The organism is Pseudomonas frederiksbergensis (genome assembly GCF_000802155.2).
Taxonomy (GTDB): Bacteria; Pseudomonadota; Gammaproteobacteria; order Pseudomonadales; family Pseudomonadaceae; genus Aquipseudomonas; species Aquipseudomonas frederiksbergensis_A.
The window spans coordinates 185796-201837 of record NZ_JQGJ02000008.1 but is presented as its reverse complement, the minus strand read 5'-3'; the positions used below and the strand labels follow the sequence as shown (position 1 = coordinate 201837).

The window sequence follows — 16042 nt, the reverse complement described above, 5'->3', positions numbered from 1 at the left end:
TGCCTCAGAGCAAACCCAGTTGCTCGGCGGCGGGTTCTCTATATAGCTCAGGCAGCGCCGGCAAGCCAGGCAAACGGTTCATCAAGCGGCTGTGAAAATGCATCGCGAGTTTTGCCGCCAGGAGGTTGTCGGCGGTGTGCAGGAACATATAGGGCGTGCGCCCTTCTTCGATCCACTCGGCGACCTTTTCCACCCAAGGCGTCAGGAACGGCTCGTTGGCTTCCACCACTGGATGACCGACGAAGCGCACCTGGGGGCATTGAGTGAAGGCCGCTGGTCGCGTAGGCACCCGCGGCTTCTTGTATTGAGCATGGATCACCGAAGGCTCGGTCGAGGCGCAACTGAACAAGCCCCGTGGATCGAGGCAGATGCGCTCCACGCCGCGATCAAGCAGCAGGCGATTGAGCTGGCGCTCGGCATCGCCCTTGGCGAAGAACTCATCGTGACGAACCTCGACCGCCAGCGGACGCGGGAAGGCGTCGATGAAGGCCGCCAATTCCTGCAACCGATTGGGCGTGAAGGCCTTGGACAACTGCAGCCAGAACGGCGCGACCCGTTCGCCCAGCGGGCTGAGCAATTGAACGAAGGTTTCGGTGGCGGTCAGGTGTTCCCGCAAGTCACCGCCATGGCTGATGTCACCGGGGATCTTGGCGGTGAAGCGAAAGTCCTCGGGCATGATTTCTGCCCAGCGCTGGACGGTGGACTCAGACGGGCTCGCATAGAAGGTCGTGTTGCCTTCCACGGCGTTGAATACTTGGCTATAGAGATTCAGGAAGTCGGAGCTTTTGGCATCCTGGGGATAAAGATAATCGCGCCAGGCATTTTCGCTCCAGGATGGGCAGCCGAGGTAGTAAGGCAACCGCATCAGATATAGAGGTCGAGTCCCAGCACTTCCATATCCCAATCGACGAAGCCGGCAGTGCTCAAGTAACTGGCAAGGGCCGTGGCGACGCTGCGGCTCATGGCGCGGTGATACAGCATGTCCTGCTGCCGGGCGGGAAGATTGCTCAGGCGTTGCGCCGAGGCTTTGGCAGCGCGGGCGGCCAGTTGCTCTTCGGACGGAAATTCCAGGTCGCCATCGAGGTCATCGAAGTTTTCGGGCTCAACGGCTTTACCCGTACGAGGCCGACGCTTGATGGGGTAGGACTGAGATGAAACGCCGTCTATACGCATGACAGAATGCTCGGTATCAATGATGGCAATTTAGCGGCACATTCGTAGCCGCGCAAATGCGCAAGTGATAACTAGAACACATAAAGCCAAAAAGGTTTAAAAACGGACTAAAAAAGTGACGACTGGCAAGGTCGGGTGTGACTTTCGGGTGGGAAATGACTTTTTGGTTTGGGTTTCCGGGATCAGGTATTACGGTGTGGCGAGGGGATTTATCCCCGCTCGAGTCCGCAGCACTCGCCAGATCCGCATCTGACGCAACAATGTCGGGGGCGCTACGCGTCCAGCGGGGATGAATCCCCTCGCCACAATTGTGCTCGGCTTGGGATGGGGTGATGCCGGTTAGCGCTCGGATTTGGGCGTTGCGACCTTGTCCCGCAGGTAAACCGGCTGCGCCTCATCGGCCGGGATGGCCTCGCCGCGTTCCCAGGCGAAGCGTGCGAGCGCCAGCAAGTCTTCGGCATGAGGCAACATGGAGGCGTCCTCGCCGGCAACGCGGGCACCGATCCGTTCACCATAACCCCAGCCCGTACCGGCGCCGAACCACTCGCCACTCGCCTCAACCGGCAACGCCGCCGATTCGGGCGGCAATACCGCTTCAGCACCGACCAGGCGCATCTCGCCGTCGGTTTCGCGATAGCAGCCCCAGTACACCTCGTCCATGCGTGCATCGATCGCGGCCGCCACCTGATGCGCACCGTGTTCGCGCAAGGCACGCTGGGCCAGCACCGCCAGGTTCGACACCGGCAATACCGGGCGTTCCAGGGCAAAGGCCAACCCTTGCACGACACCGATGGCAATACGCACGCCGGTGAACGCGCCAGGCCCGCGACCGAAGGCGATTGCATCCACTGCCTGCAAGGTGATGCCAGCATCGGCAAGCAGTTGCTGGATCATCGGCAGCAATTTTTGCGCATGCAAACGCGGGATCACCTCGTAATGGCTCGTGACCTTGCCGTCATGCAGCAAGGCAACGGAGCAAGCTTCGGTCGCGGTGTCCAGGGCCAGCAAGGTGCTCATCGATGTGTCCGTAAATCAGGTGGGGAAAAAGTGCGCCAGTATAAACAACTACGGCCCGCAAGCGGGCCGTAGTTGATGCAGCGGATCAGGCTTTTCAGCTCAGCGCTTCAAGCACCTTGCCGGTAATCGCATCGACCGAGCCAACGCCCGGGATGTGGCTGTACTTCGGCTTGCCGCCGGTTTTCTCGGACAGCTTCTGGTAAAAGTCCACCAGCGGCTTGGTCTGGGAATGGTAGACCGACAGGCGATGACGCACGGTTTCTTCGGTATCGTCCTTGCGCTGCACCAGCTCTTCGCCAGTCAGGTCGTCCTTGCCGGCAACTTTTGGCGGGTTGTAGACGGTGTGATAAACACGGCCCGACGCTTCATGGACGCGACGGCCGGCAATGCGCTGGACAATTTCTTCGTCATCGACGGCGATCTCGACAACATGATCGAGCTCGACACCGGCAGTCACCAAGGCTTCCGCCTGGGGAATGGTGCGCGGGAAACCGTCGAACAGGAAACCGTTGGCGCAGTCAGCTTGAGCGATACGATCCTTGACCAGGGCGATGATCAGGTCATCCGACACCAGGCCGCCGGCATCCATGATGCTCTTGGCTTGAACGCCCAATGGGGTGCCAGCCTTGACCGCGGCACGCAGCATGTCGCCGGTGGAGATTTGCGGGATACCGAATTTCTCGGTGATGAACTTTGCCTGAGTACCTTTACCGGCCCCGGGAGCTCCCAGCAGAATGACGCGCATCGATGTGCTCCTCAATTTTTTTATGTAAACGCTCGGATTCGCCTCGTGGGGCCAATCTCGGAAAACTGGATCGTGACCGCCCAAACGGCCAAAGGCTGATCAAGATACACAGCAGGCCCGACCCACACAAGCCGCCGAAAGTCGGAGGAACCCGCGTCGGACGCGACCTTCGTACGAGGTGGCGAGAGTCGCAACCGGGCAACAAACTGTCGCCTGGTCGACCTGCCCTTCCCCGCAAATGGCTACGCCCGGACGAGCCGGGCGAGCGGTTTCAGGCAGCGACCCGACGTCAGCCGGTGTTGCGCAAACCGGCGGCGATCCCGGCTACAGACACCAGCAACGCCTGTTCCACGGGGCTGCCCTGGGCAACATCCTGCTGCCGCGAACGTGCCAGCAGTTCGGCCTGCAACAGGTGCAGCGGGTCCAGGTAAGTGTTGCGCAGGCGAATGAATTCCAAGGTATCTGGGCTATGTGCCAGTAGTTGCGACTGGCCAGTCAACCCCAGGACCACCGAGCAAGCCTGCGACAATAGGTCGCGTAAATGCTCGCCCAACGGCAGCAACGCAGGTTCAACCAGACGCTCATCGTAGGACAACGCGATGTCGGCGTCGGCCTTGGCCAGCACCATCTCCAGCATATCGATGCGGGTGCGGAAGAATGGCCATTGCTCGCGCATCTGCCCCAGCAACTCACCCTCGCCGCGCTCCAGCGCCTTGCCCAGGGCGGTTTCCCAACCCAGCCAGGCAGGCAGCATCAGGCGAGTCTGGGTCCAGCCGAAGATCCATGGAATCGCCCGCAAGCTCTCGATTCCCCCGGCACGGCGCTTGGCCGGCCGACTGCCCAGGGGCAGCCGGCCCAACTCCTGCTCCGGCGTGGACTGGCGGAAATACTCGACGAATTGGGGATTTTCCCGAACCACGGCGCGGTAGGCACGGACACCGTCGGCAGCGAGTTCGTCCATCAGGTGCCGCCATTCTGGCGTAGGCGGCGGCGGTGGCAACAGGGTCGCCTCCAGCACCGCAGCGAGGTAAAGATTGAGGTTCTGTTCGGCGATGTCCGGCAGACCAAATTTGAAACGAATCATTTCGCCTTGTTCAGTGGTGCGGAACCGTCCCGCTACCGAACCCGGCGGCTGCGACAAGATCGCCGCGTGGGCCGGGCCGCCGCCACGGCCCACCGTGCCACCGCGACCATGGAACAGCAGCAGTTCGACTTGCTGCTCGCGGCAGATGTCCACCAGTCGTTCCTGGGCCCGATATTGCGCCCAGGCCGCCGCCGTGGTCCCCGCGTCCTTGGCCGAGTCGGAATACCCGATCATCACTTCCTGAGGCCCTTGCAGGCGCGAGCGATAGCCCGGCAGCGACAACAGGCGCTCCATCACCGGCCCGGCGTTGTCCAGGTCGGCAAGGGTTTCGAACAGCGGCACCACCCGCATCGGCCGCAGCACGCCAGCCTCCTTGAGCAGCAGCTGCACCGCCAGCACATCGGAAGCCGCGCCGGCCATGGAAATCACGTAGGAGCCCAGGGACGCCGCCGGTGCCGCTGCAACTTCCCGGCACGTCGCCAGGACTTCGGCGGTATCGGCCGACGGCTTGAAATGTGGCGGCAACAAGGGACGGCGGTTATTCAGCTCATCCAGCAGGAAACCGATGCGCTGCTCTTCGTTCCAGTCTTCGTAGCGGCCCAGCCCGAGGTAATCGGTGATTTCGGTCATTGCCATGGTGTGGCGCGTCGAATCCTGGCGCACATCTAGACGCACGAGGAACAGACCGAACGTCACCGCGCGGCGCAGGCAATCGAGCAGCGGCCCGTCGGCAATCACACCCATGCCGCATTCGTGCAAGGACTGGTAGCACAGCTCCAATGGATCAAGCAGTTCACGGTTGTTCTGCAACACCTCGGCAGAAGCCGGCGTGCTGGCTTTCAGGGAGGCCTGGGCCCAATTGCGGGTGGCCCGCAGGCGCTCACGCAATTGCTTGAGCACCGCGCGATAGGGTTCGGCGCTGTCGCCGGCCTGGGCGCGCAAGGCCGCGCTGGCGTTCTGCATGGACAGGTCGGCGGCCAGGTGATCGACGTCGCGAAGGTAGAGGTCCGCCGCCATCCAACGGGCCAGCAACAGCACCTCACGGGTGACTGCGGCAGTGACGTTCGGATTGCCGTCGCGATCGCCGCCCATCCACGAGGCAAAGCGGATCGGCGCGGCCTCCAGCGGCAGGCGCAGCCCGGTGGCGGCATGCAGGGCCTGGTCGGCCTTGCGCAGGTAATTGGGGATGGCGTGCCACAGCGAATGCTCGATCACCGCAAAGCCCCACTTGGCCTCGTCCACGGGCGTTGGCCGGGTGCGGCGAATTTCTTCGGTGTGCCAGGCTTCGGCGATCAATCTCTGCAAGCGCTGGTGGATCTGAGAACGCTCGGCACTGGTGAGGTCGCGGTGATCCTGGGCCGCCAACTGCGCGGCGATGGCATCGTATTTCTGGATCAGTGTGCGCCGGGCCACTTCCGTGGGGTGGGCCGTGAGGACCAATTCGATATCCAGCCGCCCCAATTGGCGGGCCAGCGATTCGGCGCTGTGGCCTTCGGCGCGCAAGCGCGCCAGCAGCTCGGGCAGCACCCTTGCTTCGAAGGGCGCGGGCTTGGATTCTTCGCGCCGATGAATCAACTGGTATTGCTCGGCGATGTTGGCCAGGTTCAAGAACTGGTTGAACGCCCGCGCCACCGGCAGCAGTTCCTCCTCGCTCAACTGATTGAGGCTGGCGCTCAGTTCGGCGTCCATGGAACCACGTCGGTCCGCCTTGGCGCCCTTGCGGATCTGTTCGATCTTGTCGAGAAAGGTGTCCCCGTACTGGTCGCGAATGGTGTTGCCCAGCAGTTCGCCGAGCAGGTGGACGTCCTCGCGCAAGCGGGCATCGATATCGGTCATCAGCAGTTCTCCAGCAAAAAGGTCCGGACAGCTTTGTAGAAGAGAGTGCCGATGCCAGTCGTTAATGACAAGCGACGAAGGGACTTTAAACCTTGTCGGACAAAGCTAGTCTCATGGATAAGCCACACGACGGCTTGTCACTATCGCGCCTGCCAAAAGCAGGACTATTGAGGTCATCATGAAAATCCGTGAGCTTGCCCAGCATTGGGAAGAAAACGCCAAGGGACGCCTGACCCAGACCGGCTACACGATTCATCTCGACGTCGAGGCCGCGGCGCGCCTGGCGGCCATTTGCGACATGTACCCCAAGCGCCAGCCCGAAGAACTGCTCGGGGAGCTGATCGGCGCGGCGTTGGAAGAACTGGAAGCCAGCTTCCCGTACGTCAAGGGATCGCAAGTCGTGTCGACCGATGAAGAAGGTGATCCGCTGTACGAAGACGTGGGTCCGACCCCGCGATTCCTCGCATTGTCGCGCCGGCACTTGCGCGAACTTTCCTCCCACGGCGACAAATCCAAACACTGATCGCCGTCCTTTCCCGGGTGCAAACTTCCAGCGCGTAGCCTGTTCCAGCCGCGCTGGAATACCGCTGCGCGCCTTGAAAGTTCAGCTTTTCTGCACCTGACCAAGCAGTCAGTATTTCTTTTGGCTAATGGCCACCCTCGCCTGAACTTTTGAAAAAAGCCTCGGGTCACACCGAGTAACCATACTGGAACGGCCGTTTAAATAAACGCGCCCTGGCGCCAGCGCCAAAACAGACGTCACGGCTTCGGTCCCAGCATGGAATGGTGTTTTTTTTCAGGAGTTTTCCAATGGAGTTGAAGCCTATGAATACCTGCACTGCCAAACCCTCATCCACCGGCCTGCGCGGCCTGAAGTTGGCTGCCCTGGCGATCGGTAGCAGCTTCATCCTGGCCGGTTGTGCCGGCAATCCACCTTCGGAGCAATACGCGGTCACGCAATCGGCGGTCAACAGCGCGGTCAGCGCCGGCGGCACCGAGTTTGCCGCGGTGGAAATGAAATCGGCCCAGGACAAACTCAAGCAAGCCGAAATCGCCATGCACGACGAGAATTATGAAGAGGCCAAGCGTCTGGCCGAACAGGCTGAATGGGATGCCCGCGTCGCCGAGCGCAAGGCCCAGGCCGCCAAGGCCGAACAGGCCCTCAAGGACTCCCAGAAAGGGGTTCAGGAACTGCGTCAGGAAGGCATGAACAAGGTCCAGTGACCCGGTTCCAGCCACGACGTACTTCTCATCGATAAAAGGACGACAGACTATGACGCACAAACATTTCATGATGCCCGCCCTGCTTGCCGCCTGCGTAGCCCTGGCCGCTTGCTCCCATGATCCGAACGCCAACCTGGAACAGGCCCGCACCAACTACAACGGTTTGCAGGCCGATCCAGCCGCCACCAAGGTCGCGGCCCTGGAAACCAAGGACGCCGCCGATTTCCTGGCCAAGGCCGACAAGGCCTACCTGGATAACGAGGACGAAGCCAAGGTTGACCAACTGGCTTACCTGACCAACCAGCGCGTAGAAGTGGCCAAGCAGACCATTGCCCTGCGCAACGCCGAAGCCGAGCTGAAAAACGCCGGTGACGAACGCGCCCGTGCCCTGCTAGAAGCGCGCAACGCTCAGATCAAGCAGTTGCAGGACAGCCTCAACGCCAAGCAGACCGAGCGCGGTACGCTGGTGACTTTCGGCGACGTGCTGTTTGCCACCAACAAGTCCGACCTGCGTGCCAGTGGCATGACCAACGTGAGCAAGCTTGCGCAGTTCCTCCAGGAAAACCCTGACCGCAAGGTGATCATCGAAGGCTATACCGACAGCACCGGTTCGGATTCCTACAATCAGTCGCTGTCCGAGCGCCGCGCCAGCTCCGTGCGCACCGCCCTGGTGAAAATGGGCGTCGATCCGGCCCGCATCGTGACCCAGGGTTACGGCAAGGAATTCCCGGTCGCCGACAACACCAGCGTCTCGGGCCGCGCCATGAACCGTCGCGTGGAAGTCACCATCTCCAACGACAACCAGCCCGTCGCCCCGCGCTCGACCATGAGCGCCAATTGATCGGCTGAGTGCAATGCAAAAGCCCCGCCTGGCTTCAATCAGGCGGGGCTTTTTCGTGGCCGAATATATCTGGCTATACACATTCCTTGTGGGGGCGAGGCTGCTCGCGCCCACGATGGAATGGATTGATTATGGCTGAAGCTGCTGCGGTGTCTCCTGCCCCATGCACCGCACTGCACGCTTCTTCTCGTTGATCAGCACGCCGGTCAGGCCTTTCTGCTCGGTGTCGAACAGCACCAGCACGCCATCGATGCATTGCGCGACCTGCGGCGCCGGTTCCAGGGCGACTTTGTAGTCCTCGCCCGGCACGGTCTTGAGCATGGTGAATTCGTTGAGCAGCAACGCATCCTCGGGCTTGGCGAAATGCAGGTAGCCGTAGTACCAGAGCACCGCGACAGTGCCGAGGATACTGCAGATACCAGTGATGATCAGGGGGATGGCGTTACGTTCTTCGCTCATTGCGGGTTCTCTGAAGATTCAGCGGATGATTGTGGATAATTCGGCACCTCGCCCAGGCGGCGAAGGCCGTCGAAGTGCAGGGGGTCGTCGAGGTAGCGCAGCATCACGGTTCGCCAGGTCGGGTCGGCGAAGGTCTGCACGTGCCCGCCGCGGGTCAGTTGCAACACGCGGGGCGGCGGCGCAGCTTGATACAAGCGGATGCCATTGGAAAGGGGCACGATCGGGTCGTCGAGGCTGTGGTAGATCAGTTTCGGCACGCCAGTCAATTGTGCGATCGAGCCGATGGCGCTGTCGCCGTCCGGCACCAGCCACGACAGCGGTACCTGGAACGCCCAGGTCAGCCATGACGTGCCCAAGGCAAAACGCCCTACATCGCGATAACTGGCGGGCACGCCGTCGAGCACCAGTGCCTTGAGCTGCCGTTGGCGCTGCGGGTGATCGACCAGGTAATGCACCGCCAGCGCGCCACCCAGGCTCTGACCGAGCAGCACCAACGGCTTGCCCCGGACTTCGGGCGCCTGGTCGAGCCAGTTGAACGCGGCGTCGATGTCCTGGTAAATCGCCGGCAGGCTCGGCTCGCCTTCGGAAACGCCATAGCCGCGATAATCGACCATCAAGACTTGATAGCCCTGCTCCGGCAACCACCAGCTCCCGCCGAGGTGCCAGGCCAGGTTGCCGCCGTTGCCGTGCAGATGCAGCACCGTGCCTTTGACCTCCACGCCCGGCTTCACCGGCAGCCACCAGCCCCGCAGTTTCAAGCCGTCAGCGGTGGTCAGGGTGACGTCGCGGTATTCGAGCCTGGCACGCTCCGGCGTAAAGGGCAGGCCGCGTTCGGGGTAGAACAGCACGGAGCTGCAGCCGGTCAGGGCCAGCAGCAGGCAGATGATGCCGAGGGTTCGCATCCGATGAAGCCTCGTAGAAAACCAGAGGTTATACACACCCCATTGTGGAGCCAGCTTGCTCGCTCCACAGGGGATGGGTGGCGTCGTCAAAGAATATTCGAATAATCCGCTTCGATCCGATCCAGGCTCAGGTGGTTCAGGAAGTTGGAGAAACACATCCAGGCCGACAACGCGTTCATGTCGCGAAATTGCTCGGGCAGGTATTTGGGTGGCACGACCAGGCCTTCATCCACCAACTGGCGCAATGTGCGCATGTCCTCCAGGGTGGTCTTGCCGCAGAACAACAGCGGCACCTGTTCCAGCTTGCCCTTGCGCACGGCCAGCTGAATGTAGTTGTAAACCATGATGAAGCCCTTGAGATAGGACAAGTCTTTGGTGAATGGCAGCCCGGTGGGCACCGAGCCACGGAAAACCCGGCTGGCGTTGCCGTAGCTTTCGGCCATTTCAAAGCCCTGCTCACGGAAGAAATCGTAGACCTGGAGGAAATCGGCGCCCTCTTCCACCATATGAATCGCCCGGGTTCGGTTGGTGAGCTTGCGCAGGCGACTCGGGTAGGAGGCAAAGGTGATGATTTCCATGAGGATCGCCAGGCCTTCCTGGGTCACCGTCGAGGAGGGCGGGCCCTTGGACAGGAAAGTGCAGATCGGCTGGTTCAGGCCGTTGAGCGTGGTGCCGACGTGCACCAGCCCTTCGTGGACCTCCAGCGCCCGCACGTCGCGCTCGTTGAACATCGCGTCGGTACGGATCTTGATGTAGTCGGCGCCCGCCGCCGCGTCGGCCACGATGCCGTCGGACTCGAACACCCGGATGGTTTCCTCGGCCTCGCCGAACACCCGGTTGAGGCGGTGTTGCAGCAGGCTGACAGCTTCCTTGGCGCTGAGGACCTTGGGCTCGTCCTTGAGGTCCCCGCGGCCATCGATATTGTTCAGGTAATCGGACAGCATCAGGCCCAGGTCGGCCAGGGTCGGGTCGCCGGCGTGGAAGGCGTCGGATGCGGCGCCATACAGCTCTTGGGAGATCAGCCCGAAATCCTCGGTGCCACGCGCTTCGAGCATGCGCACCACCATGCGGTATTCCTTGCACATGCGGCGCATGATCTGGCCAACCGGGTTGAATTGCCCCAGTTGGCGGGTGATGTCGCGCTCGATGTTCTGGAATTCAAGCTTTACCTTGCTGGAGTCGAACGACAGCGGTCGGTTGAGGTAATAATCGCGGTCGACCGCCGGCATTTCCTTGCCCTTGGCCTTGAGAAAACCCTTACGGATGTTCTCATCCCACTTCACCGCGTCGAGAATGCGAATCGGCGTCTGCGCCAGCACAATGCGATCGGACAAGGTGCGTATCGTCTGCTGGTAATCGTCCACCCGGAACTCCTGTGAAAAAACGTCCGCTTGATGCAGTTTATTGGGATTTGGCCAATCGCTGGTAGCGCACGGCCTCCGAGAACACATCGGAATTGGCCGGGTCGTCGAGGTAGCTGAAAACCTTGCGCATGTCGCTGTCCACCAACACGCCGTCGCCCTCTTCGCTCGGGTTCGGCTGGCCACTGAGCAGCTTCTGGCCGATGGCCTGGTTGATCTGTTCCATGTCCAGGTTGTAGACCACCAGTTCCTGCTTGTCGGTCAGTTCGAAACCGGCGATGACGAAATGTCCGCCGAACCGGGCCGGCACCTTCGCCGACAGGTACCAACGGCTGCCGTGCCGGGACACCGTCACAGGGATGGCTTCGCGTTCCTGGGGCTTGGCCCTGAAGTAGCTGACGGCCTGGTAGCGGTGCTTGCCGACTTCCGACAGCTCCAGGTTCAACGGTTCACCCCAGGCATTGGTGCTGGTCCATTGGCCAAGCAGGCCCTTGGGCGCGGCTTCACTTTCAGGCAATGGCGCCTTGAAGGACACCAGGCAACCACTGAGCAGCAGCAACGACACGGCCAGTACAATGGCGGGCCAGGCTTTCATTTGAAACTCCCTATGGCAGGCGCCTTGTCCTTTGGCGAGGGGATCTATCCCCCCGCCAAAGGGACTGTTCTAACCCGAAAAGGGTTACACCGACGCCAGTACCAAGTGCATATAACGGGTCAGGATGCCGAGCATGTCCTCTTCGGCTACCGGCTCGGCGCCATTGAGCAAGCCCTGATATTCCATCCGTCCGATAATCGCCGTCAACACTTTGGCATCCTGTTGCGGCTCGCGCGAGCCCAGGACCTGGAAAAACTGACACGTGCCGTGCAACAGGATTTGCTGGTGGGAGCGTACCAACTCCGCCAGGCGCGGGTTGAGCAGCGCTTCCTGGCGGAAAGCCTGTTCGGCCATCAAGTAGTCGCGACGACTGTGCAATTGATGCTGAACGTAGTCGGCTGTCATCCGCGCAATGTCGTCGGCCAGTTGCGAGCGTGACTCGGCGCTGCCGTCCCCATAGGCGACCATCTCGCGTAGCAGCCCTTCGTTGTTGGTCCACAGCTTGGCCATGAACGCCGCGCTGCGCTCCACGTACTGGGCGAAAGTATCGGTGAGCAGGTCATCGATATCCTTGAAGTAGTAAGTGGTGGCAGACAGCGGCACGCCCGCTTCGGCGGCTACCGCGCGGTGTCGCACGGCCCGCACGCCATCGCGCACGACAATGCGCATGGCCGCGTCGAGAATGTCCTGGCGGCGCTGTTCACTGCCCTGTCGGCTGGCCTTGCGGCCTTGGTACTGAACACTTTCAGCGACAGCAGTGGCGACGCCTGCTGCACCTTCTGGAGCCATTGCACGATTCACGACAGGTCTTTCCTCGCTATTTCAGAAGTAACCAATTGATACGTTTGTACCAGACAGGCAATAAAAAGCCGCCCATCGAGGCGGCTTTTTAATTGAAGCATTTACGCTTGGGGCCGCATGTGCGGGAAAAGGATGACATCGCGGATCGACGGTGAGTTGGTCAACAACATCACCAGGCGATCGATGCCGATGCCTTCGCCGGCTGTGGGCGGCATGCCGTACTCGAGGGCGCGCACGAAATCGGCGTCGTAGTGCATGGCTTCATCGTCGCCTGCGTCCTTGTCGGCCACTTGGGCCATGAAGCGCTCGGCCTGGTCTTCCGCGTCATTGAGCTCGGAATAGGCGTTGGCGATTTCACGACCACCGATGAACAGCTCGAAGCGATCGGTCACGCTTGGGTTTTCGTCGTTGCGACGGGCCAGCGGCGACACTTCGAACGGGTACTGGGTGATGAAGTGCGGCTGCTCCAGCTTGTGCTCGACCAGTTCCTCGAAAATCATCACTTGCAACTTGCCCAGGCCCTCGAAGCCCAGCACCTTGGCGCCGGCCTTCTTGGCGATGGCGCGGGCCTTGTCGATGTCGTTCAGGTCATCGGCAGTCAGTTCAGGGTTGTACTTGAGGATCGAGTCGAACACCGACAGGCGCACGAACGGCTCGCCGAAGTGGAACACCTTGTCGCCGTAGGGCACGTCGGTCGTCCCGAGAACAAGCTGCGCCAGCTCGCGGAAGAGCTCTTCGGTCAGGTCCATGTTGTCTTCGTAGTCGGCATAGGCCTGGTAGAACTCGAGCATGGTGAACTCGGGGTTGTGCCGGGTCGAAACGCCTTCGTTACGGAAGTTGCGGTTGATCTCGAAGACTTTTTCGAAGCCACCCACGACCAAGCGCTTGAGGTACAGCTCCGGCGCGATGCGCAGGAACATTTCCATGTCCAGGGCGTTGTGGTGGGTTTCGAACGGCTTGGCCGCCGCACCGCCAGGGATGGTCTGCAGCATCGGCGTCTCGACTTCCAGGAAGTCACGCTTCATCAGGAAGCTGCGGATGTGGGCAATGACCTGCGAGCGCACGCGGAAGGTCTGGCGCACGTCTTCGTTGACGATCAGGTCGACGTAGCGCTGGCGGTAGCGCTGCTCGGTGTCGGTCAGGCCGTGGTGCTTGTCCGGCAGCGGGCGCAGGGACTTGGTCAGCAGGCGCACGTTGGTCATTTCGACGTACAGGTCGCCCTTGCCGGAGCGGGCCAGGGTGCCTTCGGCGGCGATGATGTCGCCCAGGTCCCAGGTCTTGACGGCGGCCAGGGTTTCTTCCGGCAGGGTCTTGCGGTTGACGTAGACCTGGATGCGACCGGTCATGTCCTGGATCACCATGAACGAACCACGATCGAGCATGATGCGACCGGCAACCTTGACCGGAATCGCCGCCTCGGCCAGCTCTTCCTTGGTCTTGTCCGCGTACTTCTTCTGCAAGGCGTCGCAGTACGAATCGCGACGGAAGTCGTTGGGGAAGGCCTGGCCCTTGGCGCGCTCGGCAGCAAGCTTTTCCTTGCGCAGGGCGATCAGGGAGTTTTCTTCCTGTTGCAGGGCTTGCGGGTCGAGTTCTAGGTCGCTCATGTCTTTAAGGTTTCCATCACAGGTTCGTTGCCCCCGGCCCCGGGCCGGAGTTTGCGGGCAGGCCTCGCTCCCATGGAAGCGTGCCTGCCCGCCGCGTGGGTGTCGCGTTACAGCCCTTGCTTGAGGCTGGCGATCAGGTATTCATCGATGTCGCCATCGAGCACTTTGTCGCAGTCGCTGCGTTCGATGCTGGTCCGCAGGTCCTTGATCCGCGAGGCATCGAGCACGTACGAACGGATCTGGTGCCCCCAGCCGATGTCGGACTTGGTGTCTTCCAGGGCCTGGGAGGCGGCGTTGCGCTTCTGCACTTCCTGCTCGTACAAGCGGGCCCGCAGCATCTTCATCGCGGTGTCTTTGTTGGCGTGCTGGGAGCGTTCGTTCTGGCAACTGACCACGGTGTTGGTCGGTACGTGGGTGATCCGCACGGCCGAGTCGGTGGTGTTGACGTGCTGGCCACCGGCACCGGAGGAGCGGTAGGTGTCGATGCGCAGGTCGGCCGGGTTGATCTCGATTTCGATGTTGTCATCGATTTCCGGCGAGACGAATACCGCCGAGAATGAGGTGTGGCGACGGTTGCCGGAGTCGAACGGGCTCTTGCGCACCAGGCGGTGCACGCCGATCTCGGTCCGCAGCCAGCCAAAGGCGTATTCGCCCTTGATGTGCACGGTGGCGCCCTTGATCCCGGCGACTTCACCGGCCGACAGCTCCATGATGGTGGCGTCGAAACCGCGCTTGTCGGCCCAGCGCAGGTACATGCGCAGCAGGATGTTGGCCCAGTCCTGGGCTTCGGTGCCACCGGAGCCGGCCTGGATGTCCAGGTAGGCGTTGTTCATGTCCATCTCGCCGCTGAACATGCGGCGGAATTCCAGCTTGGCGAGGTTCTCGTCCAGGCGGGTCAGCTCGGCGACGACATCGCCGACCGCGCCTTCGTCGTTTTCTTCAACGGCCATGTCCAGCAGGTCGCGGCAATCGGCCAGGCCGCTGGACAATTCATCCAGGGTCTCGACGATCTGCGCCAGCGCAGAACGCTCGCGGCCCAGTTCCTGGGCGTACGAAGGGTTGTTCCAGACATTCGGATCTTCAAGCTCGCGATTGACTTCGGTCAGGCGCTCATGCTTTTGATCGTAGTCAAAGATACCCCCGAATAGTTTCGGAGCGCTCGGACAGGTCCTTGATGGTGTTCAGGATCGGGTTGATTTCCATGGCGGGCAGCACTCGTTGGCGAACTTTTGAAAGCCGGCGAGTATAACGTAATCAAGCGCCAGCGGCAGCCCGCCTGGCGGCTTTAGAGGCAATGAAACCCAGTGGCATGATTAAACACTGCCCCGGTGGCGAGGGAGCAAGCTCCCTCGCCACAAAAGCACTCTCGCCAGGCAACGGGTTTATTCAACCCCAACCCGATTACGGCCATTGTGTTTGGCCAGGTACAGCCCTTTGTCCGCCGCCGAGATCAGTTGCCGGCTGTCGCCGCCCTGCTGGGGCGTGAAGGTCGCGATGCCGATGCTGATGGTCAGGTTCTCGCCGCCGTCGGGCGTGGCATGGGGAATTTTCAGGGCAACGACGCTCTGGCGCAGTTTCTCCGCCATCAGCCGGGCGCCGCCAGGCGAGGTGCCGGGCAATACCAGGGCGAACTCCTCGCCGCCATAGCGGGCCGGCAGGTCGGAGGGGCGACTGCACGCCTCGCGGATGGCCGTGGCGACTTTGCGCAGGGCTTCGTCGCCCTCCAGGTGGCCGAAATTGTCGTTGTAGGATTTGAAGTAATCCACGTCGATCATCAGCAACGACAATTGGGATTGATCCCGCAGCGCCCTTCTCCACTCCAACTCCAGGTATTCATCGAAGTGCCGCCGGTTGGACAACCCGGTCAGACCATCGGAATTCATCAATCGTTGTAGCACCAGGTTGGTGTCGAGCAGCTGCTGCTGGCTCACCCGCAGGGCACGATAAGCCGCGTCGCGCTGTAACAGCATCATGTAGGAACGTGAGTGATAGCGAATGCGCGCCACCAGCTCGATGTTGTCCGGCAACTTGACCAGATAGTCGTTGGCCCCTGCACCAAACGCCGCGCTCTTGATCAGCGGGTCTTCCTTGGTGGACAAGACGATGATCGGGATGTCTCGGGTGGCCGGGTGATTGCGGTATTCGCGTACCAGGCTCAGGCCGTCGAGGCCTGGCATCACCAGGTCCTGGAGGATCACCGTCGGCTTGATGCGCACCGCATGGGCGATCGCCTGGTGGGGGTCGGAGCAGAAGTGGAAATCGATGTTCTGTTCGTTCGACAGCCCGCGTCGTACCGCCTCGCCGATCATCGCCTGGTCGTCGACGAGCAGGACCATGGCGGCATTCTCATCGCGCTTGAAATCGTCGAGTTGTAAATCATTCATGGGGGCTCACCTGAAT

General features: G+C 61.5%; 16 protein-coding genes. 3 read left to right on the top strand and 13 right to left on the bottom strand.

The window, feature by feature from the left end; genetic code table 11:
* Positions 1 to 4: 4 nt before the first annotated feature.
* The 5 genes from JZ00_RS17060 to ppc form a co-directional block, all read right to left on the bottom strand.
* The gene (locus JZ00_RS17060) at positions 5 to 865 is read right to left on the bottom strand and encodes a DUF72 domain-containing protein (protein WP_039592017.1); all 861 of its coding nucleotides are present in this window, start codon (positions 863 to 865) and stop codon (positions 5 to 7) included.
* Positions 865 to 1173 carry a hypothetical protein gene (locus tag JZ00_RS17055; RefSeq protein ID WP_039592018.1) on the bottom strand — a complete coding sequence of 103 codons (309 nt, stop codon included), beginning with the start codon at positions 1171 to 1173 and terminating at the stop codon, positions 865 to 867. The genes JZ00_RS17060 and JZ00_RS17055 overlap by 1 nt, the downstream gene beginning before the upstream one ends.
* A gap of 339 nt (positions 1174 to 1512) precedes the next feature.
* The gene (gene tsaB / locus JZ00_RS17050; protein ID WP_039592019.1) at positions 1513 to 2190 is read right to left on the bottom strand and encodes a tRNA (adenosine(37)-N6)-threonylcarbamoyltransferase complex dimerization subunit type 1 TsaB; all 678 of its coding nucleotides are present in this window, start codon (positions 2188 to 2190) and stop codon (positions 1513 to 1515) included.
* A 94-nt stretch (positions 2191 to 2284) separates the two neighbouring features.
* The gene (gene adk, locus JZ00_RS17045; RefSeq protein WP_039592020.1) at positions 2285 to 2935 is read right to left on the bottom strand and encodes an adenylate kinase; all 651 of its coding nucleotides are present in this window, start codon (positions 2933 to 2935) and stop codon (positions 2285 to 2287) included.
* Between the two features lie 289 nt (positions 2936 to 3224).
* Positions 3225 to 5855 (bottom strand): phosphoenolpyruvate carboxylase, encoded by a 2631-nt coding sequence (gene ppc / locus JZ00_RS17040; RefSeq protein ID WP_039592021.1) that lies wholly within the window; start codon positions 5853 to 5855, stop codon positions 3225 to 3227.
* A gap of 178 nt (positions 5856 to 6033) precedes the next feature.
* Here ppc and JZ00_RS17035 point away from each other — a divergent pair, with 178 nt between their 5' ends.
* From JZ00_RS17035 to JZ00_RS17025, 3 genes are all read left to right on the top strand, one after another.
* A complete protein-coding gene (locus tag JZ00_RS17035; RefSeq protein WP_039592022.1) occupies positions 6034 to 6378 on the top strand; it encodes a hypothetical protein in 345 nt (114 codons plus the stop codon).
* Positions 6379 to 6665: 287 nt separating this feature from the next.
* Entirely contained in the window at positions 6666 to 7079 is a 414-nt protein-coding gene (locus JZ00_RS17030) for a DUF4398 domain-containing protein (RefSeq protein WP_014336761.1), read from the top strand.
* Positions 7080 to 7128: 49 nt separating this feature from the next.
* Positions 7129 to 7920: an OmpA family protein gene (locus tag JZ00_RS17025; protein WP_039592023.1), complete on the top strand. Its 792-nt coding sequence runs from the start codon at positions 7129 to 7131 to the stop codon at positions 7918 to 7920.
* A 129-nt stretch (positions 7921 to 8049) separates the two neighbouring features.
* Here JZ00_RS17025 and JZ00_RS17020 read toward each other — a convergent pair whose 3' ends face one another.
* From JZ00_RS17020 to JZ00_RS16985, 8 genes are all read right to left on the bottom strand, one after another.
* A complete protein-coding gene (locus JZ00_RS17020) occupies positions 8050 to 8379 on the bottom strand; it encodes a hypothetical protein (protein ID WP_039592024.1) in 330 nt (109 codons plus the stop codon).
* Positions 8376 to 9281: an alpha/beta hydrolase gene (locus tag JZ00_RS17015; protein ID WP_039592025.1), complete on the bottom strand. Its 906-nt coding sequence runs from the start codon at positions 9279 to 9281 to the stop codon at positions 8376 to 8378. The genes JZ00_RS17020 and JZ00_RS17015 overlap by 4 nt, the downstream gene beginning before the upstream one ends.
* A gap of 86 nt (positions 9282 to 9367) precedes the next feature.
* A complete protein-coding gene (locus JZ00_RS17010; RefSeq protein WP_039592026.1) occupies positions 9368 to 10645 on the bottom strand; it encodes a flavohemoglobin expression-modulating QEGLA motif protein in 1278 nt (425 codons plus the stop codon).
* Between the two features lie 37 nt (positions 10646 to 10682).
* The gene (locus tag JZ00_RS17005) at positions 10683 to 11237 is read right to left on the bottom strand and encodes a hypothetical protein (protein ID WP_039592027.1); all 555 of its coding nucleotides are present in this window, start codon (positions 11235 to 11237) and stop codon (positions 10683 to 10685) included.
* Between the two features lie 84 nt (positions 11238 to 11321).
* Positions 11322 to 12038 carry a TetR/AcrR family transcriptional regulator gene (locus JZ00_RS17000; RefSeq protein ID WP_039592028.1) on the bottom strand — a complete coding sequence of 239 codons (717 nt, stop codon included), beginning with the start codon at positions 12036 to 12038 and terminating at the stop codon, positions 11322 to 11324.
* Between the two features lie 101 nt (positions 12039 to 12139).
* Positions 12140 to 13642: a lysine--tRNA ligase gene (lysS, locus tag JZ00_RS16995; RefSeq protein ID WP_039592029.1), complete on the bottom strand. Its 1503-nt coding sequence runs from the start codon at positions 13640 to 13642 to the stop codon at positions 12140 to 12142.
* Positions 13643 to 13749: 107 nt separating this feature from the next.
* A protein-coding gene (prfB, locus tag JZ00_RS30915) for a peptide chain release factor 2 (RefSeq protein ID WP_095963568.1) occupies positions 13750 to 14845 on the bottom strand; the annotation gives its coding sequence in 2 pieces (ribosomal slippage) (positions 13750 to 14772 and positions 14774 to 14845; 1095 coding nt in all).
* Positions 14846 to 15024: 179 nt separating this feature from the next.
* The gene (locus JZ00_RS16985; RefSeq protein WP_039592031.1) at positions 15025 to 16026 is read right to left on the bottom strand and encodes a diguanylate cyclase domain-containing protein; all 1002 of its coding nucleotides are present in this window, start codon (positions 16024 to 16026) and stop codon (positions 15025 to 15027) included.
* Positions 16027 to 16042 lie beyond the last annotated feature (16 nt).